Origin of the sequence: Limnobacter sp. MED105, assembly GCF_000170915.1 — a bacterium.
GTDB lineage: Bacteria > Pseudomonadota > Gammaproteobacteria > Burkholderiales > Burkholderiaceae_B > Limnobacter.
In genome coordinates this window covers 316110-342832 of record NZ_ABCT01000001.1, presented here as the reverse complement: position 1 = coordinate 342832, position 26723 = coordinate 316110, and the positions used below count along the sequence as shown (strand labels likewise).

26 protein-coding genes are annotated in these 26723 nt (G+C 54.6%); 21 read left to right on the top strand and 5 right to left on the bottom strand.

All coding sequences use genetic code 11. The features are described from left to right. Positions 1 to 83: 83 nt before the first annotated feature. From gpmA to LMED105_RS01575, 4 genes are read left to right on the top strand one after another with little or no spacing between them, the layout of a single operon-like run. The gene (gene gpmA / locus LMED105_RS01590; protein WP_008247514.1) at positions 84 to 830 is read left to right on the top strand and encodes a 2,3-diphosphoglycerate-dependent phosphoglycerate mutase; all 747 of its coding nucleotides are present in this window, start codon (positions 84 to 86) and stop codon (positions 828 to 830) included. 6 nt (positions 831 to 836) lie between these two features. Next, positions 837 to 2138: a murein hydrolase activator EnvC gene (locus tag LMED105_RS01585; RefSeq protein ID WP_008247512.1), complete on the top strand. Its 1302-nt coding sequence runs from the start codon at positions 837 to 839 to the stop codon at positions 2136 to 2138. A 2-nt stretch (positions 2139 to 2140) separates the two neighbouring features. Continuing rightward, positions 2141 to 3529, top strand: coding sequence for a S41 family peptidase (locus LMED105_RS01580; protein WP_369745751.1), 1389 nt, complete (start codon positions 2141 to 2143; stop codon positions 3527 to 3529). Positions 3530 to 3567: 38 nt separating this feature from the next. Continuing rightward, positions 3568 to 4314, top strand: a complete 747-nt coding sequence (locus LMED105_RS01575) for a molybdopterin-synthase adenylyltransferase MoeB (protein ID WP_008247508.1) — start codon at positions 3568 to 3570, stop codon at positions 4312 to 4314. Here the strand turns inward: LMED105_RS01575 and LMED105_RS01570 are convergent. Then, positions 4311 to 5003, bottom strand: coding sequence for an HAD family hydrolase (locus tag LMED105_RS01570; RefSeq protein WP_050771120.1), 693 nt, complete (start codon positions 5001 to 5003; stop codon positions 4311 to 4313). The two genes, LMED105_RS01575 and LMED105_RS01570, sit on opposite strands and share 4 nt — an antisense overlap. Before the next feature lie 5 nt (positions 5004 to 5008). On the opposite strand from LMED105_RS01570, the gene LMED105_RS01565 reads away from it, so the two are divergent. Both LMED105_RS01565 and LMED105_RS01560 read left to right on the top strand, forming a co-directional pair. Further along, on the top strand, positions 5009 to 5479 hold the full coding sequence (locus LMED105_RS01565; protein WP_008247505.1) for a D-Ala-D-Ala carboxypeptidase family metallohydrolase: 471 nt from the start codon (positions 5009 to 5011) through the stop codon (positions 5477 to 5479). Beyond that, positions 5476 to 6249, top strand: a complete 774-nt coding sequence (locus LMED105_RS01560; RefSeq protein ID WP_008247503.1) for a DUF3108 domain-containing protein — start codon at positions 5476 to 5478, stop codon at positions 6247 to 6249. The genes LMED105_RS01565 and LMED105_RS01560 overlap by 4 nt, the downstream gene beginning before the upstream one ends. On the opposite strand, the gene LMED105_RS16005 is transcribed toward LMED105_RS01560, so the two are convergent. After that, the gene (locus LMED105_RS16005; RefSeq protein ID WP_008247501.1) at positions 6246 to 6731 is read right to left on the bottom strand and encodes a type II secretion system protein N; all 486 of its coding nucleotides are present in this window, start codon (positions 6729 to 6731) and stop codon (positions 6246 to 6248) included. The two genes, LMED105_RS01560 and LMED105_RS16005, sit on opposite strands and share 4 nt — an antisense overlap. A gap of 330 nt (positions 6732 to 7061) precedes the next feature. Between LMED105_RS16005 and gspG the strand changes: the two genes are divergently transcribed. From gspG to LMED105_RS01480, 15 genes are read left to right on the top strand one after another with little or no spacing between them, the layout of a single operon-like run. Then, entirely contained in the window at positions 7062 to 7511 is a 450-nt protein-coding gene (gspG, locus tag LMED105_RS01550) for a type II secretion system major pseudopilin GspG (protein ID WP_008247498.1), read from the top strand. Further along, the gene (locus LMED105_RS01545; protein ID WP_008247496.1) at positions 7483 to 7992 is read left to right on the top strand and encodes a prepilin-type N-terminal cleavage/methylation domain-containing protein; all 510 of its coding nucleotides are present in this window, start codon (positions 7483 to 7485) and stop codon (positions 7990 to 7992) included. The genes gspG and LMED105_RS01545 overlap by 29 nt, the downstream gene beginning before the upstream one ends. Further along, positions 7989 to 8363, top strand: coding sequence for a type II secretion system minor pseudopilin GspI (gspI, locus tag LMED105_RS01540; protein ID WP_008247492.1), 375 nt, complete (start codon positions 7989 to 7991; stop codon positions 8361 to 8363). The genes LMED105_RS01545 and gspI overlap by 4 nt, the downstream gene beginning before the upstream one ends. Beyond that, positions 8360 to 9058, top strand: coding sequence for a type II secretion system protein J (locus LMED105_RS16000; RefSeq protein WP_008247490.1), 699 nt, complete (start codon positions 8360 to 8362; stop codon positions 9056 to 9058). Before gspI ends, LMED105_RS16000 begins: the two co-directional genes overlap by 4 nt. Next, the gene (gene gspK, locus LMED105_RS01530) at positions 9058 to 10008 is read left to right on the top strand and encodes a type II secretion system minor pseudopilin GspK (RefSeq protein ID WP_008247488.1); all 951 of its coding nucleotides are present in this window, start codon (positions 9058 to 9060) and stop codon (positions 10006 to 10008) included. Before LMED105_RS16000 ends, gspK begins: the two co-directional genes overlap by 1 nt. Beyond that, positions 10009 to 11262 carry a type II secretion system protein GspL gene (gspL, locus tag LMED105_RS01525; protein WP_008247487.1) on the top strand — a complete coding sequence of 418 codons (1254 nt, stop codon included), beginning with the start codon at positions 10009 to 10011 and terminating at the stop codon, positions 11260 to 11262. Next, a complete protein-coding gene (gene gspM / locus LMED105_RS01520) occupies positions 11259 to 11786 on the top strand; it encodes a type II secretion system protein GspM (protein WP_008247485.1) in 528 nt (175 codons plus the stop codon). Before gspL ends, gspM begins: the two co-directional genes overlap by 4 nt. Beyond that, entirely contained in the window at positions 11783 to 12514 is a 732-nt protein-coding gene (gene gspN, locus LMED105_RS01515) for a type II secretion system protein N (RefSeq protein ID WP_008247484.1), read from the top strand. The genes gspM and gspN overlap by 4 nt, the downstream gene beginning before the upstream one ends. Further along, positions 12514 to 14937 carry a type II secretion system secretin GspD gene (gene gspD / locus LMED105_RS01510; protein ID WP_008247481.1) on the top strand — a complete coding sequence of 808 codons (2424 nt, stop codon included), beginning with the start codon at positions 12514 to 12516 and terminating at the stop codon, positions 14935 to 14937. Before gspN ends, gspD begins: the two co-directional genes overlap by 1 nt. Further along, entirely contained in the window at positions 14934 to 16397 is a 1464-nt protein-coding gene (gene gspE, locus LMED105_RS01505) for a type II secretion system ATPase GspE (protein ID WP_008247479.1), read from the top strand. Before gspD ends, gspE begins: the two co-directional genes overlap by 4 nt. An 18-nt stretch (positions 16398 to 16415) precedes the next feature. After that, positions 16416 to 17630, top strand: coding sequence for a type II secretion system inner membrane protein GspF (gene gspF / locus LMED105_RS01500; RefSeq protein WP_008247478.1), 1215 nt, complete (start codon positions 16416 to 16418; stop codon positions 17628 to 17630). After that, complete coding sequence (locus LMED105_RS01495; protein ID WP_008247476.1) at positions 17627 to 18340, top strand: response regulator transcription factor; 714 nt, start codon at positions 17627 to 17629, stop codon at positions 18338 to 18340. Before gspF ends, LMED105_RS01495 begins: the two co-directional genes overlap by 4 nt. Positions 18341 to 18359: 19 nt before the next feature. Further along, positions 18360 to 20243 (top strand): sensor histidine kinase, encoded by a 1884-nt coding sequence (locus LMED105_RS01490; protein ID WP_198006771.1) that lies wholly within the window; start codon positions 18360 to 18362, stop codon positions 20241 to 20243. 11 nt (positions 20244 to 20254) lie between these two features. Further along, positions 20255 to 20968, top strand: coding sequence for a response regulator transcription factor (locus tag LMED105_RS01485; protein WP_008247474.1), 714 nt, complete (start codon positions 20255 to 20257; stop codon positions 20966 to 20968). Beyond that, on the top strand, positions 20965 to 22872 hold the full coding sequence (locus tag LMED105_RS01480) for a sensor histidine kinase (RefSeq protein ID WP_008247473.1): 1908 nt from the start codon (positions 20965 to 20967) through the stop codon (positions 22870 to 22872). Before LMED105_RS01485 ends, LMED105_RS01480 begins: the two co-directional genes overlap by 4 nt. A 27-nt stretch (positions 22873 to 22899) precedes the next feature. Here LMED105_RS01480 and LMED105_RS01475 read toward each other — a convergent pair whose 3' ends face one another. Genes LMED105_RS01475 through LMED105_RS01465 form a run of 3 tightly spaced genes read right to left on the bottom strand, consistent with a single transcriptional unit; the run spans position 22900 to position 26714 of the window. Beyond that, positions 22900 to 23832 (bottom strand): hydroxymethylglutaryl-CoA lyase, encoded by a 933-nt coding sequence (locus tag LMED105_RS01475; protein ID WP_040512185.1) that lies wholly within the window; start codon positions 23830 to 23832, stop codon positions 22900 to 22902. A 5-nt stretch (positions 23833 to 23837) separates the two neighbouring features. Then, positions 23838 to 25889 carry a biotin carboxylase N-terminal domain-containing protein gene (locus tag LMED105_RS01470; RefSeq protein ID WP_008247471.1) on the bottom strand — a complete coding sequence of 684 codons (2052 nt, stop codon included), beginning with the start codon at positions 25887 to 25889 and terminating at the stop codon, positions 23838 to 23840. A gap of 15 nt (positions 25890 to 25904) precedes the next feature. Next, positions 25905 to 26714 (bottom strand): enoyl-CoA hydratase-related protein, encoded by an 810-nt coding sequence (locus LMED105_RS01465; protein ID WP_008247470.1) that lies wholly within the window; start codon positions 26712 to 26714, stop codon positions 25905 to 25907. Between the last annotated feature and the right edge of the window lie 9 nt (positions 26715 to 26723).

Below are 26723 nucleotides of genomic sequence, written 5' to 3'. Positions count from 1 at the left end.
TGATGGATTGGTCATTATATCCCCTTGAATCGAGGCTAAAATGGAGGTTTGCCTAATTAGACAGCAACTTAAAGGCCACAAACATGTACAAACTCGTATTAATGCGCCATGGCGAAAGCCAATGGAACCTGGAAAACCGCTTTACCGGCTGGGCCGACGTAGACCTGACTGACAAAGGCCGCGAAGAAGCCCGCAAGGCTGGCGACCTGCTGAAAGCCGAGGGCTACAGCTTTGACGTGGCCTACACGTCTGTGTTGAAGCGCGCCATTCGCACCCTGTGGATTGCCTTGGATCAAATGGACCAGATGTGGCTGCCCGTGGTACATGCTTGGCGTTTGAACGAGCGCCATTACGGTGACTTGCAGGGCCTGAACAAATCTGAGACTGCCGCCAAGTTTGGTGAAGAGCAAGTGCTGATTTGGCGACGTGCCTACGCGATTGCCCCGAATCCACTGAAAGTGGATGACCCCCGTTTTGCTGGCAACGACCCCCGCTATGCGAAGCTGAAACCCGAGGAAATTCCACTCACGGAATGCCTGAAAGACACGGTAGACCGTGTGGTCCCCCTGTGGAAAGAGGGTATTGCCCCAGCCATTAAAGCCGGCAAGAAGGTGTTGATTGCTGCGCACGGCAATTCATTGCGTGCCTTGATCAAGTACTTGGACAACCTGAATGAAGAAGACATTTTGCAGGTGAACATCCCAACTGCACGTCCCTTGGTTTACGAGCTTGATGAGAACCTGAAACCCATTCGCAGTTATTACTTGGGCGATCAGGCTGAAATTGAAGCGGCCATGGCTGCCGTGAAAAACCAGGGAAAGGCCAAGTAAACACAGGTGCGTAACTACTCCAAGCTGATTCGTTGTACCCGTGGTGGGCTGGGTGCCGTATTGGCCCTGCTCACCCTGACTGCCACCGAACCTGCCCGGGCGCAAAGCAATGTGCGCGACCCGGCGGGCGTGAAGCAGGAGCGCGACGAAGTGCGCCGAAAACTGGATGCATTGAAAAAAGAAATCAATGAAACCAGCGGTGAGAAAAAGCAGGCTGCCAAAGCACTTAGCCTGCTTGAGCAGCGGCTTGAAAAAACCCAGAACCGCCTGAAAGCCCTTGATCAGGATAGGGACGCACTGGAAACAGACATCAAAAAACTGAACCAGGAAGAAGGCCAGCTTCAACAAGACCTGGAGAGTACCCAGGCGCGTTTGGCCGAGGTGATGCGCAACCAGTATCGCAGGGTGGAGGTGAACCCGACACAAGCGTGGTTGGCAGGAAAGTCAGCCAGCGAAGCTGCACGCGAAAGTTACTGGTATGAAAGAATTTCAGCCGCAGAGCGTGATTTGGCTGCGCAGCAAGCAGCGCAAGCCCGTGAACTCGAGTCCATTCGACTGGGCCTTGAGAAAAAGCAGGAAAGGCTCGAAAACACCATTGCAGATCAAAACAAAAGCCAGCGCGAGTTGGTGGCACAGCGCGAGGAGCGCAACCAGCTGATCGCCGACCTGAACTCGAAACTGAAAAACCAGGAGCTTGAGCGCAAGCGCCTGCAACGCGACGAATCGCGGCTAAGCAATGTGATCACCGAATTGACGCGCGCCATTGAAGAGGCAAAGCGCAAACAGGCACTGGCCGCGCAACAGCAAAAGCAGCAGGGCCAGTCGGGAAGCACGCCCAAATCGGCAGGAAAGGCACCCAGCAAACCAGATTACTCACCCCCACCGCCCATGCCCAGTACGGGTGAGTTTGCAAAACTGAAAGGCAGACTGGTGTTGCCAGTGCAAGGCACCGTGGCTGGCCAATTTGGGCAAACCCGATCAAAAGACGGGCAAGGCCCTTCCTGGAAGGGGATTTTTATTGCCACTGAGGCAGGGCAAGCAGTTCGGGCGGTTGGTGCAGGGCGCGTGGTGTTCTCGGAATGGCTGCGCGGATTCGGCGAAATCGTGATCATTGACCACGGCGACCAGTTTTTGAGCGTTTATGGCAACAATGGTAAATTAATGAAAAGATCAGGGGATTCCGTGAAAGCGGGTGACACCATTGCTGAAACTGGCAACAGCAGTGGTAATCTTGATACAGGTTTATATTTTGAACTAAGGCATCAGGGACAACCCTTCGATCCTATTTCGTGGACCAAAGGTCGGTAGGAATTATGCGTCAAAAATTGCGGCAAATCAGTTTGGTATCAGTCGGTGTAGTGGCCGGCGTGTTGGTCAGCGTGGGTATTAGCGCAGTGGCCCAACGGCAACAGCCCGAGGCGTTGCCCTTGAGTGAACTGCGCCAGTTCACCGAAGTTTTTGGCGCAATCAAGAGCTTTTATGTGGAGCCCGTGGGCGACGACAAGTTGTTCAATGGCGCCATCAGCGGCATGGTTGCCAACCTAGACCCGCATTCAAGTTACCTGGATGCAGAGGCTTTCAAGGAACTGCGCGTGGGTACGCAAGGTGAATTCGGTGGCTTGGGCATTGAGGTGGGCACCGAGGACGGCTTTGTGAAAGTCATTTCGCCGATTGAAGACACCCCCGCGGCCAAGGCTGGTGTGAAGGCAGGTGACCTCATCGTGAAAATTGATGACAAGCCAACCAAAGGCATGAGTTTGTCCGATGCGGTTAATTTGATGCGCGGCAAGCCGAAAACCGAGATTCGCCTGACTTTGCTGCGCAAGGACGTCGAAAAACCGATCGAGGTCAAAATTATTCGCGATGTCATTCGCGTGCAAAGCGTTAAATCCAAAATGTTGGACGATGGCATCGGGTACGTTCGTATTACGCAATTTCAGGAACACACTGGCGAGTACCTGGTGAAGGCCATCAATACATTGCAGGCCAAAACCCCGATGAAAGGCTTGGTGCTAGATTTGCGCAACGATCCGGGCGGTTTGCTCAACGCGGCAGTGGGCGTGAGCGCAGCGTTTCTGCCACAGAACACATTGGTAGTGTCTACCGATGGTCGCACCGAGGACTCCCAACGCAAACTGGTGGCCGGACCTGAAGACTACTTGCGTGGCCGCGAGAAAGACTACCTGAAAGAATTGAGCCCGATTGCCAAAACCGTGCCGATGATTGTGGTGGTGAACGGTGGCTCGGCCTCGGCCTCTGAAATTGTGGCCGGTGCCCTGCAAGACCATGGCCGCGCCAAGGTGCTGGGCACCCAAACATTTGGCAAAGGCTCGGTGCAAACCATTTTGCCGCTGAACAACAACACAGCGATCAAGTTGACTACTGCGCGTTATTACACGCCGAGTGGCCGCAGCATTCAGGCCAAAGGCATTGAGCCCGATTACGTGGTCACCGAAACCCCGGAAGGTGACATTGTTGAGCGTGTTCGCGAAGCTGACCTGACCCGACACTTGAGTAATGACAAGGGTGAGGAAACACCCAGCTCCAAAACCCCAGACACTAACAAGAACGCGGACATGAAACCGATTGTGTTCGGCGAGAAGGACGATTACCAATTGCAGCAAGCCCTGAATTACCTGAAGGGCAAGCCCGTGGTGCAAAACCGCAAGGCAGCACAAACTGCCAAGTCTGCCCAGTAAGCCACCCCGATAACGGCTTGAACGTGGAACTACGGGACTTGAATGACGAGGAGTTACTTCGGTACTCCCGTCATATTCTTCTGGACGAAATAGGAATCGAAGGGCAATCACGCATTGCCAGTGCGAAGGTACTGGTGGTGGGAGCGGGTGGACTGGGCTGCCCCAGTGCGCTTTACTTGGCCAGCGCGGGTGTGGGCACCATTTACATTGCCGACGACGATGAAGTTGACTTGACCAACCTGCAACGCCAGGTGCTGCACACCACAAGCCGTGTGGGCATGGCCAAAGTTGAATCTGCAAAAACCCACTTGAATGAACTAAACCCCTGCAGCACCATTGTGCCAATTGCCCACCGCCTGGAGGGTGATGAGCTGGAACAACTGGTTGCAGAAGTGGATGTGGTGCTGGACTGCTGTGACAACTTCAAAACACGCCATGCAGTGAACCGTGCCTGCGTGAAGTTTGGGAAACCATTGGTGTCCGGTGCAGCCATACGGCTGGATGGCCAGCTTGCGGTGTTTGAACTGAACAACCCGCAAGCGCCCTGCTACCACTGCCTGTTTCCGGAAGGGGACGATGTATCGGAAGTGCGTTGCGCCACCATGGGTGTATTTGCGCCGCTAACCGGCGTGATTGGCACCTTGCAAGCCAGCGAGGCCTTGAAAATTCTGGCGGGCTTTGGCCAACCCATGTACAGCACCCTTCAAATTTACGACTCTCGCAGTTGCGAATTCACGAAAATGAAAATTCGCAAAGACCCCAAGTGCGCGGTGTGTAACCCCTAGAATTTTGCGGTGCGAATGGCTTCAAACTGCCGAATGCGGTGTTTGACTTTGCCAGTGAGTTGCCGGGGCTTGAACCCCAGGCCCGGAAACGTGATCCAGCTGGTTTGAATGCCGTGTCTGGCCGCTTGCTCCAGGTGCCCGAACGTGTCGTCCACCAGCAAGGCCCGCTTGCCTTTCAATTTGCTCTTGAGGTTTGGCCACAAAATATTGGCGGGTTTGGGCCGCCAGGCTTGGTGAACCACCATGTCTTCAATCGCGATGACGGCATGCAGGTGGCGGTACAAGCCCATTTCCTTGCACAGGGCCACGGCGTAAGCACGGGGGGCATTGGTCAGCATGATGCGCAGGCCAGGTAATTTGCCCAAGCGGTGAGGCACACTGCCGTGGCGAGAACTGAGTTTTTTCAAACCCTCAAAACGGTGTGTACTGGCCAGAAAGTGATGCGGGTTGGTTTGATGATGGCGCATCATGCCCAAAAGGGTTGCGCCATATCGAAGCCAATATTGGGTGCGCAACTCGCTGGCCTGTTGGTGGTCCAACTCCAGGTGTTCAGCCAGGTAGCGGGTCATTTGCCGGTTGATCTCGGGCAGAATGTGGGTTGATGCGTGGTGCAGGGTGTTGTCCAGATCGAGCAAATACACTTTGCCAGACAAGCCTGCATGGGGACGACGAATATAACGAATGCGCAAAACGAATGAACCTGAAGTTGAGTTTTCATCCTGAATTTTGTCAGGACACCTTGTGTCATTCTGACACCGCGCTGCGGTGCGGTCTAGACAACAGCTGCCCGCCTGAACTGCTGGACAACCTGGGCAGGCTCTCTGCCTTGCTGGGCGACATCCATAGGTCCCTGAATATTTGTACTGGTGCGTTAAAGGTTAACAGTGGATTCAGGGCAGAAGCCTTGAATGAAAAAGTGGGCGGTGTGCCCAATTCCCAGCATTGTGTGGGACTGGCGGCCGATGTGGTGTGCCCTGAATTTGGCAGCCCCTATGATTTGGCCTTGGCAATTGCACAATTGCCATGTGAATTTGATCAACTGATTCTGGAGTTTGGCAAATGGGTGCATGTGTCTGCTGCACCGCTGGGCCAGACACCGCGGCGAGAATGCCTGAGCATTTTCAGCAAAGACGAAGGTTATCTGGAAGGTATTGTGAAGCGATGAACACAACAAAAAACACAATAGTCAAAATCAGCCTTGCAGCCCTGCTCGGCCTGAGTGGAACAGGCAACGCTTGGGCCGCCGACACGACCTGCAAAGGCATGGGCAAACAGGTGATTGATTCAGACCTGCGTTTTTCGCTGACCCACAGTCAAATTCCTGGCGAACTGGCGATTAGCACCCACAAAATGCGGGTAGCGGGTACGCAGTACAAACTGGAATCGACCTCGCAGGCCAAAGGCTTCCTCGCCTTGCTGTACTCGGGCCAATTAACGCAGAAAAGCGAAGGGCTGGTCGATTCACAAGTGGGTTTAACACCCCTTTACTACGCTGAACAGCGGGGCAAAAAACCAGTGGCTGAAAGCATGCTGAATGCCGAAACCCAGCAGGTGGTGTTCAAGCGCAATGGCGAAACTGCGCCTTATGAAAAAGGCTTGCAAGACCGAATCAGCATGATTTATCAAATTGCCACGCGCCTGCGCTGCAACGCCGATTTAAAAGTCGGCGACACTTTGACCATGCGCGTCATGAGCACTGGCCGCGTGGCCAACGAGGTGTTTGTTCTAAAGAAAACAGAAGACCTTACGCTGGACCTGGGCAAGGGCGAGCGCCGAGTGAGCACCCTGCAATTTGAAACCAAGCCAGAGGAAGCAGGCGATGAAATTGTGCGTATTTGGTATGCCAAAGATTTGAACTGGCAACCCGCGAAAATTGAAATTCAGGATGCAGACGGCAAAGCCCTGACCCAAACCCTGATTGGTACTGGCGCCTAACCGTTGGCAGGTACGCGGCGCAGCAAATTGGGATCTGCTTCGAGAATGGGCAAGTTAACCTGATGACGTTGCCCGCTGCGGCGCATCACAGCAAACGTAGGGCCCACTTCTTCCAGAGTCCAACCGTTGGCGACTTCATCGCCCACGCGTTTTGATTGCGCGGGCTGCCCTTCAATTGACATGACCGCCGCACCTTTGCCTTCGCTGTTGGCAAAAATGCCCAATAAATTCACAGAGGGAGGCGTGAGGCCGCCCGCAGTTTCAACTCCCATGAGTCGTGCTTCGGGCGACTGGTCAATTTGATAATTGGCCGAGGCCTGTGCAGGCATGGCCGGTGCAACCACCGGAGCAGGTGCAAACAACTTGATGAGCACCCACACCCCCAAACCCACTGTACCCAACCACAACACCATGCGCAGGGCCTGAACAAGCCGTGGCGACAAACTGAACTGGGCAACCGGTTTTTTCAAGGCAAGTTTCATGGGGCAAACTGAAGAGACACACTGGAAAGCATCATAACCCGCAAGATGGGCTTGATTCAAAAAAAAACCGGACAACCCGCAAGGGTGACCGGTTTTTAAGCCATGCTTCAAGGGTTGTTGGCAACTTGAGTTGCCCACATCAGTAGTATGCGCACGCAAGAACACCTAAGAAAGACCCTATTTACGTGACATCGATAAAGGTTTTACCGATGACCCGAAAGCAGGGGGATTTCGTGCAGCGTGCAATGGTGGTGCGGGCTGCTGTCAAATATTCATAAAATGGGTGTAACCTTCAGCAAGGATAATTCTGGATCTTCTCGACGGTTGTTTATGAAAAAACTAAATTCGCTTCAAGGCAAAAAACAAAACAAGGGTTTTACCCTGATCGAAATCATGGTGGTTGTCGTCATTCTTGGCATTCTTGCCACGCTGGTGGTGCCGAAAATTATGGGCCGCCCCGATGAAGCCCGTGTGGTTGCTGCCAAGCAGGATATTGCCTCGGTCATGCAGGCACTCAACCTTTACCGCTTGGACAACAGCCGCTACCCCACCACGGAACAAGGCTTGCAAGCCTTGGTGGCTCCCCCTACCACTGAACCTGTACCACGCAACTACAAGCAAGGTGGTTATTTGTCGCGCCTGCCGGTTGACCCTTGGGGCAGTAATTACCAGTTTTTGAGCCCTGGTATTAACGGCGAAGTGGATGTAATGAGCTTTGGTGCAGATGGCAAAGCCGGTGGTGAGGGCGTGAATGCCGACATTGGTTCGTGGAGCCTCTAAGCAGGGATTCACCCTGCTTGAATTGCTGGTGGTGATCGTCGTTCTGTCGATCGCCGCTGGTCTTATTGTGGTGCGCGGCACGCCCGGCGATTCCAATTACCTGGAGTCAGACGCCAAAAAACTGTCACAACTGCTGCGGATTGCGCAGCAAGAATCACTGTTGAAATCCAAAGACATTCGCTTCGTGGCCGGTGATGAGGGTTATACCTTTGAAGAATTCACAGGTAGCCGCTGGGTGCCAGTCACTACGGAGCCCCTGCTGCGCCCCCGCCTTTGGGACAACGGCCCATTCAAAGTGACCTTGATCAATGAGGGTTTGGAAAATAAATTCCTGACCCTGGAAAGCCAGGCCGGCCTGAAACGCCAGGCCATTGTGCTTCAGCGCAACCAGGTACAAGTGGTGTTGGAAAGCCAGGCCAGTGGTGTATTCAAGGTGAGCAAACCCAACACTGTGCTGAACCGGGCACGCCAGAGCCTATGAAGCAGCAGCGCGGTTTTACCCTGATTGAAGCGTTGGTGGCCATGACCATTATTGCGGTGGCCTTGATTGCCTGCCTGAAGGCGGCCGGCAACTTGAACATTCAACAGGATGAGATGATCAAGCGGCAATATGCGCAGTGGAGTGCAAAAAACACCGCCAATTTTATTCGTGTTGCAGGCGTGTTCCCGAGTGCGCAAACTGCCCAGCAGGCCTGTCCTCAAGGCAATTTCCGCTTTGTATGTCGGGTAGAAATTTCCAACACTCCTAATCCGAATTTCAGGCGGGTGGAAATTCAGGTGCTGGACGCATTCGAAGGCGAACAGGGTAATCAGTTGGCACGCCTGGTGATTTTCTTGAGCAGCGCACCATGAATCACAATGCCAAGGGTTTCACGCTGCTGGAAGTTTTAATTGCCTTGGGCATTGTGTCGGTAATTTCCATTTTGTCCTGGCAGGGGCTACAGGAAGTACTGCGATCGGCCAACCGGGTGACCGCCGTGGATGAACAAATTCAAACCGTGTCAGCGGTGATGTCGCAATTCGAGAAAGATTTGGGCGCACTTGAGTTGACGCTGGATTCACCTACCCCAGAAAGCGACTTGATTGAAGTGACTGGCAATGGGCTGTTGATTCAGTTTACCCAGCGCAACACCAGCGAGCCGGCTTACCGGGAGCGTGTGGAATGGGTGCTCGACGGCACCAACCTTCTGCGTATTGCCCGCCGACAGGCCAACCCGGAGCAACCCTCGATTAGTGACCCAATTCCCACCCGCGGCATGCAAGTGCGCCTGCTGCGAGAACCCGGTGGCTGGAGCAGCCCCGTGGTGTTTGGTAACCACGCCCTTCAGGAACGTACCGACCTTGAACTGCAAGGACCCGCATTGCAACTGAACAACGGTGCGCCAGCGCAACGCCCCCCTGGTGGCGAGGACGGTGAAACACCTGGAACACCGGAGACACCCGAAGGACAGGCGGTGCAAAGCCTGGTGCGCGCAGTTGAAATCAGCTTGACCCAACCCAACAACCAGGCGGTGACTCGGGTGTTTTTGACTGGTGGGGTGTACTGATGCAAATGCCTCGCCCCCAGACCCAGCAAGGAGCAGCCGTTGTGATGGCGCTGTTCATTGTGGTGCTGTGCACACTGGCGGTAAGCCCTTTGATCTGGAACCTGTTTGCCACTGCAAAAACCATTTCGGTGGCCGCGGCACGCGATCAGGCTGATGCGGTAAGCCGCAGCGGCGTGGACTGGGCCCGGGTTATTTTGCGCGAAGACGCTAGGGTGTCAACTACCGACACCTTGACAGAGCCGTGGGCAGTGCCCTTGGCAGAAAGCCGTATCAATGAAGGTTTGATGCGCAAGGAAGAAAATGCCACCGACATTGATGACCGTGAAGTGGTGCTGACCGGGCGAATTGAAGATGCACAGGGACGATTCAACCTGCGCAACCTGGGTGCCGACAACGCGCGCCAACAGGTGTGGCTGGCTGGCTTTACCAAGCTGAGCGACCTGCTGAGCGTGCCTGCAGACCAGCGTAATTTGCTGGTACAAACCTTGAGCACCATGTTTATGCCCAAGCTGGTCAACCCCGAGGAACAGGGTATCGATCCAAACGCCCTGCCGATTGAGCCTGCGCTGAGATGGGAGGAGTTTCGAGGCAAGTACGGCATTACAGAGGAAACCTGGAACCAGTTACGCCCTTATGTGGCCATTTTGCCCAAAGCCAGTGCGGTGAATGCCAATACTGCATCTGCCGAGGTGCTTTATGCAGTAGTAGAAGAAATGAGTTTCAGCGATGCCCAGCGATTGCTGGCTCAACGAGAAAGGGTCACTTTCCGGAATGTGGCGGATATTCGGGCTGCACTGAATGCAAATGTGACCATAAACAATGATTTAATAACTGTGAGCAGCAACTACTTCCTGGTAGAAGGCACTGCACAGGTGGAGGAGGCGTTGATTCGGACCCGGGCTTTGCTCGAGCGACGAGACCAGCGCGTGTATGTGATGTGGAGACAATAATTGAATAACAACCAACCCTTGTTGGTGATTTGGTGGCCAAAGGCCCTGGACCAAACCCGTGCTGAAGAAGAAGGCCGCATGATACGGCTGCGCTATGAGGTGCTGGCACGAAGCGGTGACAAATTACACGGTGGCGAAGAGGCCCTGAACAAGCTGCCCAAAGACCTGCCTTGCCTGGTGTTGGTAAACCCCACTGAAGTGGGACTGTTTGCCGTTGTTCCCCCCAAGTTGACCGGCAACAAACTGAAGGAGGCACTGCCCTTTCTGGTTGAACCTTACCTGTTGAACGAGCCCGAAGAAAACCATGTAAGCCTGTGGGCCAACCTGCCCCACCACACGGGCGGCGCAAAGCTGGCTGCGGTATTGGGCAAAACACGTGCACGCAACATTGTGAGCAGTTGCGCCCAACAAGGCTTGAAGCTTGCAGGCCTAAGCTGTGAAACCCTGCGGGAACGCACTGGAAGTGAAGGCGCTGCATGGTTGAGCGGGCAAGACTTTATTTTGGTAGACGGCATTGACACGCCTTTGTTGACACCCACCGCCCAGGCTGCTGTGTTGAAAGTCATGCTGCAACGCCGATTGCAACAAGCTGGTGCCCCAGTGATTGAATTGAACAACACGGACTACACCTGGTTGAGCAGCCAGGTGGACGGGGCCATGGGCGAACACAAAATACGGGCCAGTGCACGCGCGCCCATTGAGCCTTTGCCCAGACTGTTGAACAAAAGCCTGCTAAACGCTGACGAACTTCGAAAAATGGGCATGCGCCCCATGGCCAACCAGGCCGGCTTGCGTAAGCTACTTGCGCCCGCTGTGGCATTGCTGACTGTAGCAGTGGTGGGCCTGAATGTACTGGCCTTTAAAATTGAAAGTGCGAATGCTTCGATTGAAGCTCAAATTAACGAGAGCTATGCACAGGCACTGCCCAACACGCCCATGGTGGCCGATCCCTTGTTGTTGATTGAACGCGAAAAACGCAACTTGAACGCGGGGCTGGACACCAGCAACGCCCAAGGTGCAAGCGCCCTGCTTCACGAGGTGGGGTTGGCGATGGAACAGGCGCCCTTCAACAGCATGGTCGATTTTGCCTGGGCCGAGAACACGCTGAGCGTTCGGTTCAATGCCAATGTTTCTGAAGACCAGCAAGGTGCCGCCTTGCAGAAACTGAAAGCCCGAAGACTGGACGCCAAGTGGCTGATCGGCGCGCAATCCAACTTGCCTGTTCTGCAAGTGAAGAAGGGAGTGGCGCGATGAAACCCAATGATTTGCTGAACAAGGCACAGGCCCAACTGGACCAACTGAATAGCAGGGAACGGAAACTGGTGACTTACGGCGGTGCACTGGCTGCCGTGCTGATTGCCTGGTTTGTGCTGATTGAACCAGCACTGCTGACCATACAACAAGGCCCCGCCAACCAGGCAGCGCTGGTGGACAAGGCAGGCCAAGTGATGCGTGCCGCACAAGACCTGGAGGCGTTGCGAGGTGCGCGCTCTCGCGTAGTGGTGCCCGAAAGCGATTTGCAGGCACGCCTGCAACAATTGCTGGAAGAACAGGGAGTTTCTGAGCAAGCCACCCTGGTACGCACCGAAGAAGGCGATATTCGGGTGGAATTCAACAATGTTTCAGCCAGCGGCTTTTTGGCCTGGATGGCGCGTGCCGAGGCCATTTCCAGCATCAGCTTGAATTTGGCTGAAGTAGAAAAAGTGGAAGCCGGAGTGCTGAAAGGTTATGTCACCTTGTTGCCAGCCAGCCAGGGAAATACAGGCACACCCCAATGAAACGTTTGCGTGGGTTGTGGCCGTTTTTATTGATCGCCCTGGCAGTGCTGGTGTGGAATTACCCTGTGTATGCCGTATCGGGCGGCATTGAGTCTGCAAGCAAGGGCAAGCTTCGGGTGTTAAGCAGCAATGGGTCTGTGTGGGCTGGTCAAATGCAATTGGGCCTGTCCGATGGCGCGCGGATGTATGCCATTCCAGAGGCACTGGCCTGGCGACTTAAACTGGGCAGCGATGCCGGTTGGCTGGCTATTGAAGTAACTCATCCAAAATTCGTGCAGCCTTTGCATCTGGGATTCAATGGCGCAGGTATTACAGTGAGTGGCGGAGAACTCCGAATGCCCGCAGCCTGGCTGGGTGCAACTGGTGCGCCCTTCAATACCATTCGACCCGAAGGCTTGTTGCAGTTAAGCTGGCTTGAATGGGAAAGCGGCAAGGACATGAATGCCACGCTGAAATGGCTGGATGCCCAATCGGCGTTGGCCAGTATTCGACCCTTGGGTGAATATGTCATCACCGTGACAGGAAATCCTGATACAAGAATAGACATGACACTGGCGACCAACAAAGGCCCCTTGATGCTGGAGGGAAAGGGTCAGTGGACAAACGGACAACGATTTGTATTCAATGGGTATGCCAGTGCACAAGAACGCAGCAAGGATGCGTTGACCGGCTTGCTCAGCCAGATGGGACGACTTGAAGGCGATCGCTATCGCTTGGGTGTATTTTGATGAAAGAAGCAAAAATAAAAGGAACAGTGAGCTTGAACACTGCACGCATGGGACAAATGAAACGCTCGATTTTGAGCATCACACTGGCGTCAATGGGTTTGGGATTGGGTGTTGCAGGCCATGCACAGAACCTGAACCTTCAAAGCACCGCGCGAGTACAAAACAGCCAGGAAGACAAATTTGCATTGAATTTTGTGAATGCAGACATTGACGCTGTGGTGCGTGCAATCGGGTCGTTTACCAATCAAACCTTCGTAGTAGACCCGCGGGTACGCGGCACCATTTCACTGGTTTCGCCTGAGCCGTTGAGCGCCGCCGATGCAAAAAATGCGCTGCTGGCTGCCTTGCGCCTGCAAGGTTTTACCATTGTTGAAAGCGGTGGTATTGCCCGTGTATTGCCTGAAAACGATGCCAAAGTGCAGGCCGACAGCGTAGACCCACGCAAGGCGATGAACCAAAGCGGCAATGCGATTGTGACCCAGGTGTTTCAGCTGAACTATGAGTCTGCCACCGCGCTGGTGCCAGTGCTGCGCCCTTTGATTGCACCGAACAACACAATTGCGGCTTACCCCAACAACAACACGCTGGTAATTACCGATTACGCAGACAACCTGCAACGAATTGCCCGCATTATTGCCAGCATTGATGGCCCTTATTCAGGCGACCTGGAAGTGGTGCCTCTTGAGCACGCCCTGGCTGTGGACTTGGCTGCCATTCTGGGACGCATGCTGGATGAAGGCAACCGGGGCACCGGCGCGGCAGTTGATGCAGGTCAACGCTTGTCAGTGATGGCCGACCCCCGCACCAATTCATTGCTGTTGCGCACGCCGAGTAAAGCCCGCCTTAACCTGGCGAAGGCCTTGATTGCCAAGTTGGACCAACCCACCAAGCAACCCGGAAATGTGTGGGTGGTGTACTTGAAAAATGCGGAGGCGGCCAAGCTGGCCAAAACATTGCAGGCAGTATTGAGCAGCAGTCCGATTTCCGACAACAACAGTTCTTCCGGCTTGAGTTCTTTGTCTGGCGGCGGGGTGGGTGGTTTGGGTGATACCTCCAACACCAACAACAGCACACGTAACATCACCAACGGCAGCGCTGGCTTGGGTTCAAGTAGCCTGGGCTCGTCGCTGGGTGGTGGCACCTCCAGCGGGCAGTTGAGCGCCGCCTCTGGCAACGTAGACCTGAACAATGGCGGCATTGTACAGGCCGACCCATCCACCAATTCACTGATTATTACCGCCCCTGAACCCATTTATCGAAACCTGCGCTCCATCATCGAGAAGCTGGATGTGCGCCGTGCGCAAGTATTTGTGGAGTCGCTGATTGTTGAGGTGTCAACCGACAAAGCGGCCGAGTTTGGCATACAGTTTCAAGGCTTGTCAGGCGTGGGCGCAGATGGTGTTCGAGTGATCGGCGGCACCAACTTCAACGACCCCGGTTCAGGCAGCAACATTCTGGGCGCAGCCACCAACCTGGGTTCGGTGGGCCGTGGCCTGAACATCGGTGTGATTGACGGGCAAGTGAATATTCCCGGCATCGGTACTATTTCCAACCTTGGCTTTCTGGCCAGGGCACTGGAAAGCAAAGCCAACGCCAACATTCTTTCAACGCCAAATATTCTGACGCTGGACAATGAAGAAGCCAAAATCGTGATTGGCCAAAACGTGCCTTTCATTACCGGGCAATTCACCAACAGCGGTGGCAACGGTGCAACCGTTAACCCCTTCCAGACGATTGAGCGGCAGGACGTTGGCCTGACCCTGCGCGTGAAGCCGCAAGTGTCGGAAGGTGGCATTGTGAAGCTGGGTATTTTTCAGGAAGTCAGCTCGGTGGTGGACAGCACCAACGTGTCGGGCATCATCACCAACAAGCGGTCCATTGAAAGCAATGTGCTGGTAGAAACTGGCAACATTATTGTGCTGGGTGGCCTGGTGGAAGACCGTGTCACTGGCAACGAAGAGAAGGTGCCGGGACTGGGCGATGTTCCGGTGCTGGGGCAGTTTTTCCGGTATGACAACCGCCGCCGCCAGAAAACCAACCTGATGGTGTTTTTGCGCCCCGTGGTGGTTCGCAACGAAGACCAGGCCCAAAGCATTGTGACCAACCGCTACGACTACATGCGCCAGTTGCAACAGGAAAACCAGCCCGAGAAACGTTTTGGATTGCCCAATATGGAAGCGCCCGTGCTGCCAAGCCGCCGCCCTGCCGATGTAGCGCGACCCAACACGGTAGCGCCTGCCCAAAGCAATGGCGATTCAATCAACCTGACGCCAAGCAACCGTATTTTGGTGATTCCCCGCGCGGGTGAAAGCAGTGGCAATTCGGATGTGGGTCCCAATGGCGGGAGAATTGTGAGGGGCGGTGGAAGCAATGAAAGTAGCTCGAATTTCGGCACAGCGCCCACCGGGAGTAACAAACCTTGAGCGAGTTGCGCTTCAATCCACAAACAGTTGGCCGCCTGCACTATGGTTTTGCGCGACAAAACCAGGTGCTGTGTCTGGACGCACAAAGTGAATTGTGGCGTTTGGCCTTTAGCCCACGCACGCCCAGCCACGCATTGATTGAAGCACAGCGTGTTGCCCCCTGCCCCATTGACTGGGTGTTTTGCGAAGACTCAGTGGTGCTGGAAAAAACAATTAACCAGGCCTATTCAAACCAGGAAACCAGCGCAGCCGCCGTGGCGGATGAAGTGGCAGGCGACCTGGACCTTGACCAGTTGATGCAAGACATTCCTGCAGTGGAAGACCTGCTGGAAACCGAAGACGACGCGCCAATCATTCGCATGATCAACGCCCTGTTGACCCAAGCCAGCCGCGATGGAGCGTCGGATATTCACATTGAGGCATTCGAAACCCATTCAGCGGTTCGCTTTCGCGTGGACGGCACTTTGCGCGATGTGTTGCAGCCACGCCGTGAACTGCACTCGGCCCTGATTTCGCGTATCAAGATTATGGCCAGCCTGGACATTGCCGAAAAACGCCTGCCGCAAGATGGCCGCATTACCTTGCGTATCGGTGGCAAGCCCATGGATGTGCGGGTTTCAACCTTGCCCACAGGCCACGGCGAAAGGGCCGTGCTGCGTTTGCTGGACAAGGAAGCAGGCCGGCTTGAACTGAGCCGCTTGGGCATGCCGGAGCACACGCTGAAAGAAATGGACCGCCTGTGCAACATGCCACACGGCATTATTCTGGTCACGGGGCCTACAGGTTCCGGTAAAACCACCACACTGTATGCGGCGCTTTCACGCATCGATTCTTCGACCACCAATGTGATGACGGTGGAAGACCCGGTGGAATACGACTTGCCCGGCATTAGCCAAACACCTGTGAATGCAAAAATCGACATGACCTTTGCCAAGGCCCTGCGGGCGATTTTGCGCCAGGACCCCGACGTGATCATGATTGGTGAAATCCGCGACCTTGAAACCGCGCAAATTGCGGTTCAGGCCTCGCTGACAGGCCACCTTGTGTTGGCTACCCTGCACACCAACGATTCAGTAAGCGCGGTTACGCGCCTGGTTGACATGGGTGTTGAACCGTTTTTGTTGTCCTCCAGCCTGTTGGGAGTATTGGCCCAGCGCCTGGTTCGCCGGCTTTGCCCGCACTGCAAAACCAGCACTGTGGATGAACAAGGCCACACGCACTGGCATGCCAATGGCTGCGACCAGTGCGGCCACACAGGCTACATTGGCCGTACCGGCGTATACGAATTGTTTACCATCGACGATGAATTGCGCACCATGGTGCACAACGAAAATGCGGAAGCCGAAATGCGCCAGCGCGCGCAGGCCAAGGGTATGAAGAACATGCGGGAAGACGGCCAACGCTGGGTAGACAGTGGTACGACTACACTTGAAGAACTGCTTCGAGTCACGAGAGACTGAACGAGAGACTAAGCAAACATGGCAGTTTTTCGATACGAGGCATTAAACGCCCAAGGCAAAACAGTCAAAGGCTCGATGGAGGCCGACTCCCCCCGTGCAGCGCGCAACCAGATGCGCATGCAGGGCATGACCCCGATTGAAGTGCTGGAGGTGGGCAGCGCAAAAATGACTGGCAAAAAAGCCGGGCGTTTTGACCGCGAACTGAGCAACCGGGAGGTGGTGCTGTTGACCCGCCAACTGGCCAGCCTGCTGCAAGCTCGTCTTGCACTGGCACAAGCCTTGGCTGCGCTGGTTGAGCAGGCTGAAAAACCCTTGATTCGGGAACGCATCAACAGCATTCGCTCTGAGGTTGTTTCTGGCACACCACTGAGCCAGGCGCTTGCGCAATACCCCAAAGCCTTTCCTGAAATGTATGTGGCCACCGTGGCTGCGGGTGAAAACACCGGTGATTTGGGCGGCGTTCTGTCCAAACTGGCCGACGCACTTGAGGCCCGCCAAGCCCTGCAGCAAAAGGTGAGCGCCGCCTTTATTTACCCAGCGATTGTGACCTTGGTGGCGCTGATGGTAGTGATCGGCCTGCTGACCTATGTAGTGCCCCAGGTGGTCTCGGTGTTTGAAAGCAGCAACCAGGAATTGCCCACACTCACGGTGGTCATGATCGCCCTTTCAGACCTGCTTCGGGACTGGGGCTGGCTGATGGCTTTGGTGATCGCGATTGCGGTTTACCTGTTTCGCAATGCGCTAAAAAACAAAGCCTTCAAACTGAAATTCGATGAATTCGTACTGACCATTCCCGTGGTGGGCCCCTTCATCCGCGCCGTGAACACTGCGCGTTTGGCCTCTACACTTTCGATACTGGTGGGCAGCGGCGTTCCTATTTTGAAAGCGCTGGCTGCAGCCAACCGCACCTTGGGTAACAGCGCATTGCAATTGGCCATGGTTGATGTGCAGGAGCGCGTGAAAGAAGGCAGTGGTTTGAGCAAAGCCATGGGTAAAAGTGGTTTGTTTCCGCCTGTATTGACCCATCTTGTGGCCAGCGGTGAGGCCACGGGCCAGCTTGCAGCCATGCTGGAACGCGCTTCGGAAAGCCAGCGCACCGAGGTTGAACGCAAGGCCATGTGGCTCACCAGCCTGATGGAACCCATACTTATTTTGGTGATGGGCCTGATTGTGTTATTGATTGTGCTGGCGGTGATGATGCCGATTATTGAAGTCAACCAACTGATCCAATGAACATACAAAGCAGAACAGAAATTGGACAAGACACCATCCGCGTGATGCTGGTGGACGACGACGACCGCATACAGCAAGCTTTGCGTCTTGCGATTGAAACCCACCCTGAATTGAACCTGGTGGGGCAAGCTTACACCTTGAAAGACGCCATGGCCGTGGTTGAGGAGCTGCAACCTGAAGTGGTGCTGGTTGACCTGGGCCTGCCTGATGGCAGTGGATTGGAGTTGATTGCTCACATTCACCAACACATGCCGGGTTGCGAGAGCATGGTATTGACCGTGTTTGGTGATGAGTCACATGTGATTTCGAGTATTGAAGCAGGCGCCACAGGCTACTTGACCAAGGACACGCGCACTGCCGATATTCTTGATCGATTGAAACAACTGCGTGCAGGTGGCTCGCCAATCAGCCCTGTGATTGCGCGGCGCTTACTGAACCGGTTTCGCGGGGTCGCCACGCCCGATCAACTTCCCACCAGTAAAACGGCGGTGAATCAGGAATTCACGCCCCTGTCTGAACGGGAACAACAAGTACTGGAAATGGTCGCCAAGGGATTTATGCAAGCTGAGATTGCAGACATTCTTGGGGTATCGATCAACACCATCAGCACCTACATCAAACGCATTTACAAAAAACTTGCCGTGAATTCCCGCACCAGCGCAGTTCACCGCGCGAACGCCTTGGGATTGATCAATTTAAAAGACTGCTGAAACAATGCCAAGTGCTCAATTGAAGCCCACAACTAGCTGGGCAAAACAACTTGGCCTGTTTTATGTATTTGCCGTGTGTATCGCACTGAGCGGCGCAGCCCTGCTTTTTTACCAAATTGGCAAGGCCACGCCCACAGACCCCAGTGCCATTGAACTGACCATGGCCCGTTTTGCAGTGCACAGCGATTACCAAACCGAACCACCTGCACACCTGGCCACCGCCCCGGCGGTGCTGCTGCCTCACCGAATCGACAATAAGCTGCGTGGCCCGGGTGGTTTTTACTGGTATGAAATGGATTTCAGTGTGCTGCCCGATAGCCGCGTTGAAGCACTTTACATTCCACGCTTTGCCATGAATGCCGAGGTGTACCTGAACGGCGAGCGCATTGGGTACTTTGGCCCCATGACAGGCGAATACGCAGAGCGCAACTGGAATCGCCCCCAAATTTTGAACCTGGGTGCCCGGGTACTGCAACCCGGCAAAAACACACTGGCCATTCAAGTGCGCGCCTTTCCCGATTACCTGGCTGGTTTGTCTTCCATTTGGCTGGGCTCGGACGAGAACCTGCGAGAAGCCTACCGTTCACGTTACGAAGTGCAAGTGACCTCGGTTTACCTCAGCACAGCTTTTGTGTTGGGCGCGGGCATCGTGCTGACCATTCTGATTGGCATGGGCAAAACACGCAGCGGCCTGTTAATGCTGCTGGCTGCCACCTGTTTTTTGTGGGGCATCCGGAACCTGGCATTTTTAACCACGGTGCCGCCCGTTGAACACGGGCTGTGGATACAAATTACCCAGGGCGGTTTGCTGGTATTTGCCAGCGTGATAGTGCTGTTGATTCTTTTGTACTGCCGTGTGCCTAAACACCGGCTTGAATGGAAAATATGGGGTGCCTACACCGCAAGCTTTCCAGTGCTGCTAATGATTAACGAGAACTGGGCGCTACGCTTGGTTGGGTACTACGGCATTCTTGGCTTGTGCATGTACAGTTGGAACGTTCTTCAATTGATGCGCTATGGCAACAGCAAACAATCGCTGGCGCCGCATGCCTTCGGATTCGGTTTGCTGTGTTACATGGCCTTAAGTGTGTCTGACCTGCTTTTTCTCGCAGGTATTTTGCCCTTCGATGGTTACTTTTTAAACCAGTACATGGGCATTGCCATGTTTTTGGCCATGAGCTACTTTTTGATTGACCGCTACAGCGGTTTGCTGGCTGAGTCGGACCGCTTCAATGAAACACTTCAAAGCCGCCTGATGGAGCGTGAGGCCGAACTGGCTGCGCAGTACCAGCGCATGCAGAAAATTGACGAAGACAAGGTGAAGATGGCCGAGCGCCAGCGCTTGATGGCCGACATGCACGATGGTTTGGGTGCCCACCTGGTGGCTGCGATTCACCACCTGCAGTCCTCCAACTTCAACCGTAAAAATACATTGAACCTGCTCGAGTCGGGCTTGCGGGATTTACAACTGACCATAGATTCGCTTGAGCCGATCGAAGACGACCTGACCACCTTGCTGGGCGCGTTCCGATACCGGATTGCCGACAATATGCGCAGTGCAGGTATTCGACTGCATTGGGTTATTGACGAAGACATACCCCCTATTCCCTATCTGGATGCGCGCAACTGCCTGCATGTTCTGCGGATTGTTCAGGAAATTTTTACCAATATACTGAAGCACGCCAACGCCAGCGAAGTCAGCCTGCAGGTTTCAAGGGGACCAAAATATGTGGGTGTTCAGATTCAAGACAACGGCGTAGGATTTGTGTTGGAGAGAAGCCAGCACGGCAGGGGTCTGAAAAACCTGAAACAACGTGCCAGCGCTTTGGGTGGCAGCATCGATATTCATTCCGAGGCTGGGCAAGGCACCCGTTTTCTGCTCAAATTACCTTTGGACACCTAAACCGGCAAATCATGAACGCGCGAGATCTTGATCACATTGTAGCCAAGCCAGTCGGCGTGATCTTGGTCGAGGATGAGCCCGCCACGCAAGACCACCTGACCCGTGTAATCGACTCTTCCCCGCACATGAAATTGCTGGGTGTGGCCAGCACGGTTCAAGACGCATACTCCCTGTTGTTCATGACCAATCCGAAGGTTGCGCTGATCGATTTGGGTTTGCCTGATTCATCGGGCATTGAAGTGATTGAGTGGTTGAGCAAACACAAACCCGAAACCGAGTGCCTGGTAATTACTGCATTTGGTGATGAAGACCATGTGGTGAGAAGCCTGGAAGCTGGTGCAAGTGGTTACCTGCTGAAAGATTATTCCAACGAGGAATTGATTGAGCATATTCTGGAAGTGGCCAATGGGGGCTCGCCCATCAGTCCGCTGATTGCACGCCAATTGCTGTCCAAGATGCAAACGCCGCGCACTGTCGACGCAGAATATCCACAAAACAAGGCTGAGCAGGATGAATCACAAAAAGCCTGCAGCATTACCGACCGGGAATTGAAGGTGATTCAGCAAGTGGCCCGCGGTTTTACCGCACAGGAAATTGCAGCGCAAATGGGCATTTCCACCCACACGGTGGCCACCCACGTGAAGCGCATCTACAAAAAGCTGCATGTGCACAGCAGGTCTGAAGCGGTGTATGAAGCCACCCTTCTGGGACTGCTTGACCTTTGAACCCGGAACGCGCTGACCGCCTGTTTATTGGGCGTTTTCTGCTACTTTTTGTGGCCACCCTGCTTGTGGCGTTGCTGGGCACATTCAATGCGCCGCTGCCTGCCTTGGGCGACAGTAATTCGCACCAGCAAGCCTACATGTTTCAACAAGCCAAGGTACTTTTTTCCAGTGACCCCACCTTGAGCGCCAGTGATGTTTTGTCGCTGAATGCCAAGAAAACAGTGGTGTTACCCGACTCATGGGATAGCACCCAACCCGGATTCGAAGGCCAGGGCTGGTATCAAATCGACTTTCGCCTGGACCCCGACAAACCAGCCCCCAACGCAGTGTTCATGCCCAGGGCCATCATGAATGCCCATGCATACCTGAATGGCCACTGGATTGGCGGCTTGGGCACGCTGGAAGGTGACATTACCCGACACTGGAACTACCCCTACCTGTTTCAGTTTTCACCCGACCTGCTCACCCCCGGCAACAACACCTTGTTGATTCAGGTGGCAGGTTACAAAAACTACCGAAGTGGATTAGGCCGGGTGTGGATGGGGCCAAACAGCGTGCTTGAGCCCATGTATGACTCGTCCTATCGCTGGCAGGTGACCGGATCGATGCTGGCCACCTTGGTGGCTTTTGCCAGTGGGTTGCTGCTGCTGTTGTTTGCCAGGGTTTTTCGGGAACGGGAAGGTTTTCTGTTTTTCAGCCTGGCCGTGATTGTTTTTGCGGTTCGTAACACCGGCTATTTCATGGACTGGATTCCCCTGCCCCACGCACAGTGGGGGCAACTGGTACACAGTCTGCATGCCTGGTTTGCCTGCCTGTATGGGCTGTTCCTGATCCGCTACATGAACCTGGGCTGGACCTGGATTCCGAAGGGCCTGGTGGCCTATGCCGCGGCCGTGTCGCTGATTACATTCATCGCCAACAGCGATCAAATCCTGAATTTCACATTTTGGCTGCTGTTGCCGGTAATCCCGGTGGTGTTTGTTCTCAATGTGCTGCTGCTCAGTCATTCATGGCGTACACGCAATTTTGAGGGTGCCATACTGGGTTGCAGCTCGCTACTGTTTGTACTGCTCAGCATTCGTGATTTGGCCACCATGCTGAACCTGCTGCCAATTGAGTCCATACTGTTGTCGCAGTACACCGGCATTTTGTTGTTTGTGTCGGCCTGCTGGGTTATTTTCAGGCGTTACCGCGCCCTGTTGCAAGAACTGAAAACGTCCAATGACTCGCTGAACTCTGAGTTGGCCATTCGCGAACAACAGCTGTTTCGCCAGTTCAATTTGCTTCGCAAAATTGAGCAGCAACGCGCCCAGGACGATGAGCGCCGGCGAATCATGCAAGACATTCACGACGGGGTTGGATCCAGTTTGGTATCGGCCCTGAACCTGAGTGAAACCAAGCCGCTGAGCCAGGATGAAATGCGCGATGTACTGCAGGAATGCCTGGATGATTTGCGTATGGCCATTGATTCACTCGACCCACAAAGTGATGACCTGCTGGCATTGTTGGGCAACTTCCGCTGGCGTTATGAACGCCGCTTGAAAGCCAGTGGGGTTTCGCTGCTGTGGAGCGTGGCCGACATTCCCAAACTGGAAGGATACAGCTCTCGCGATTTGTTCGATTTGCTGCGAATTGTGCAGGAGATTTTTGCCAACAGCCTGAAACACGCCAAGGCCAGCAAAATTGAACTGAGTGTGCGTTGGGACGAGGCCAATGACAGGGTGCTGCTGAACATCAGCGACAATGGTGTAGGCATGCCCCACAACACACTGGGGCGAGGGCGTGGTTTGGCGCACATGAAAATTCGGGCCAAAGCCATTCGCATCGAGCTTTACACTGGCCGCAACAGCCAGGAACAAGGCGTTGCTGTATTCATGGCCATTCCCAGAATGCGCAGAAAGTGAAACTGAATGTATTGATTAAGCAGTTATTTAGCTTGCTTCCGCATTCAGTTTATTCCACACGGCACGGCCTGCCCGGCTGATGTAAGGCTTGCCGATGCTGCCTGAAATCCACGCGCCGGTTTGTACCAGTTTGTTCAGGTTCAAACCGGTTTCAATCCCCATGCCTTGCAACAGGTACACCACATCCTCGGTGGCCACATTGCCAGTGGCACCTTTGGCATAGGGGCAGCCGCCCAAGCCAGCGATCGAGCTGTGAAATGTGGACACACCCAACTGCAAGGCAGCCAGTATATTGGCCAAGGCTTGCCCATAGGTGTCGTGGAAATGGCCAGCCACATTTTGCAAACCCACACTGTAACCCACCGCCTCAAACACCTGGCTAACCCGCAGTGCCGTGCCCACGCCAATGGTATCGGCCACATCAAATTCCTGCACGCCAATGTCTCGTAAACGCAAGGCCACCTCGGCTGCGCTTTGCACGGGCACTTCGCCTTGATAGGGGCAACCCAAGGCGCATGAAATGGAACCGCGCAAATGAATGTTGTGCGCACGGGCCAGTTCAGCCACAGGTTTGAAACGCTCGATGCTTTCAGCGATGGTGCAGTTGATGTTTTTTTGCGTGAAGGCTTCCGAGGCAGCCGTGAACACAACCGCCTCCTGCACCCCGGCTTCAATTGCCGCTTCCATGCCTTTCAAATTGGGCACCAGTGCAGAGTAGGAAACCGTGCGGTCCTGCAACTCGGGCAGAGCTTGAAGACCTGCAAGCACATCAGCACCGTCAGCCATTTGCGGCACCCACTTGGGCGACACAAAGGCTGCAGCTTCAAGCCGGTGAATACCCGCTTCAATTAACTGCTTGCACAGTTCAATCTTGATGGCTGTGGAAATGGGCGTTTTCTCGTTCTGTAGACCATCGCGTGGGCCCACTTCAACAAGAGTGACACGGCCTGGAAGTTTGATCATGCTCATTTTGAATCGTCGTTATCAGAAAAATGAATAAGCTCGGTGCCCTCGGTCACCTGATCGCCCACCGGGTGGGGAATGGACTGCACCACACCATCGCAGGGGGAGTTCAAGGTGTGTTCCATTTTCATGGCTTCCAGGCCAATCAAGGGTTGGCCTTTCTTCACGGTGTCACCCACTTTTACAAACACGGCGAACACCTTGCCTGGCATGGGTGCAGCCACACCGTGGGCATCATGCCCTTGATCAGCGCGAATGTGCGCCGGGTTCTGCCATTGCAGATTCGTTTGTTCGGCACCCACATGAATGCTGAGGTTGTCGCCATGCCAGATCAAATCAAAAGCACTGCCCGCGTGTGGGCCAGTCTCGACCAAACCTTTCAATCGAGGCAAAGCACTGCGCTGTTCTTGCAGGCTTAGGGCCAATTGCAAAATGAAGCCGGCACACTGAACAAGGGCTTGCTGCCCACCCACCGACACATGCGTGTGTGTGGCCAAAGCGGTGTCGCGATTGAACCAGCGGTCTTCCCGCAAAGGGGGTGAACTGGAGTAAAAACCATCCAGTGTTGCGAGTGGGTCTTGGGTGGACTTGTTGTTCTGGTGTTGATAAAGGGCCCACCGCGCAAGGCCAGCCAGCGCATGCAAGGTGTCGGAATCAATCGGGGTAGGTGCGTCAGTGGGGGTGCTCATTCGATCAATCAACCCGGTGTCGTAACCGCCTGCTGCGAATTCAGGGTTCAAGCACAGGCTGCGCAACCAGGCCAAATTGTTTTTCACGCCCACACAACGCAGCTGTGCCAAGGCGTTGGCCAACTTGTTCAAGGCCGCTTCACGCGTAGGTGCCCAGGTAATCAGCTTGCCCACCATGGGGTCGTAGTAGGGCGACACAGCCAGGCCTGACCGCATGGCGGAATCCAGGCGAATACCGGCAGTTCGCCCTGCATGGGTGCCGGTGCGAAACTCGATTGCATCGGGTGCTTCCCACAATTCAACCGTACCAATTGCAGGCAAGAATCCCTGCTCTGGGTTCTCGGCGTACAGGCGCGCTTCAAATGCGTGACCATCAATGTGAATGGTTTCCTGCGTGGCGGGCAATGGCAGGCCAGCCGCTATTTCAATTTGCCATTGCACCAAGTCAAAGCCGGTGATCATTTCGGTAACAGGGTGTTCCACTTGCAGGCGAGTATTCATTTCCATGAAATAGAATTCGCCGCGTGCGTCGAGCAGAAACTCAACGGTGCCTGCGCCCACATAATTCACAGCCTTGGCCACTTGCACAGCCGTACGCCCGAAAGCTTCACGCTGTTGCTCGGTCAGCCCAAATGCGGGTGCCTCTTCGATCACTTTTTGGTGACGGCGCTGCGCAGAACAATCGCGTTCGAACAAATGCACCACATTGCCATGGGTATCGGCAAACACCTGAACCTCGACATGGCGAGGCTGGATGATCTGTTTTTCCAGCATCACCGTGGCGTCGCCAAATGCGTTTTTCGCTTCGCGCTGGCAACTTTCCAGTGCGGCCTGCAACTCGGCTGCACTGTTCACAATGCGTATGCCTTTGCCACCACCGCCGGCCACCGCCTTGATCATTAACGGAAAACCAATTCGCTCAGCTTCAGCCTGCAAGGTATTCAGCGACTGGTCTGCACCAAAGTATCCGGGAATCAGCGGCACACCCGCGGGTTGCACGCAGGCCTTGGCCTCACTTTTACTGCCCATGATCCGAATGGCTTCTACACCGGGGCCGATGAAGGTGATGTTTGCATCGGCACAAGCCTGCGCAAATGCGGCATTTTCAGACAAAAAACCATAGCCAGGGTGTATGGCCTGTGCACCAGTTTGCCTGGCCGCGGCGATTACTTTGTCGATGTTCAGGTAGCTTTGCGCGGCCTCTGGCTCGCCAAGGCACACGGCTTCATTGCACTCCTGCACATGCAGGGCCTTCGCGTCGGCAGTGGAGTACACGGCGACGGTTTGAATACCCATGGCTTGCGCGGTGCGGTTGATTCGGCGGGCAATTTCGCCACGGTTGGCAATCAATATTTTGGTGAACATTTTTAAATAACCCGGTTAGCCAACCCACTTCGGTTTGCGTTTTTCCATGAAAGCCATCATGCCCTCTGCGGCCTCGGCACTGCCTCGAACAGCTGCAAGACGTGCTGCCACTTCCGCGTGTGTTTCATCGGCAGTGATGTCCATGCGGGAAACATCGCGCACCAGCTTTTTACAAGCGGCCATGGCATCGGGGGCGCAACTGTCCAGCTCGGCAAGAATGGATTCCAGCTTGGCGTCCAGCGTGTCGGGTGTGGTCAATTCGTGCACCATGCCCAATTCGTAGGCCTTCTCTGCAGTGAATGTTTCACCAGTGATGAAGTAACGGCGCGCAGCCTGAACCCCCATGGCCTGCACCACATAGGGGCTGATGGTTGCGGGAATCAAACCCCGCTTTACCTCCGGCAAACTGAACTTCACGTTGTTGCTGGCCACAATGATGTCGCTGGCGCTAACCAGGCCGGTTGCGCCCGCAAGGCACAAGCCATGCACACGCGCCACCACGGGCTTGGGGCATTCGGCAATGCCGCGAAACAGGCTGGTCAATGTGATGGCGCTTTGCTGATTTGTATTGGAAACCGCAGCGGCTTGCTGCGCCATTTGCATCATGTAGCCCAAGTCGGCGCCAGAGCAAAATGCGTCGCCATTGCCAGCCAGCACAATGGCGCGTGTTTCAGAATCGCTGCCCAAGCGTTGAAAAGCCTCCACCAGCATGGCGATCATTTCGCCATTCATGGCATTTTTAATCTGTGGGCGGTTCAGGGTCAGCCACACGGATTTGCCCTTTCGGGTCTCAATCACAGGCTTTTCAGTCGATTGTTCTGTCATCTCAAGGTC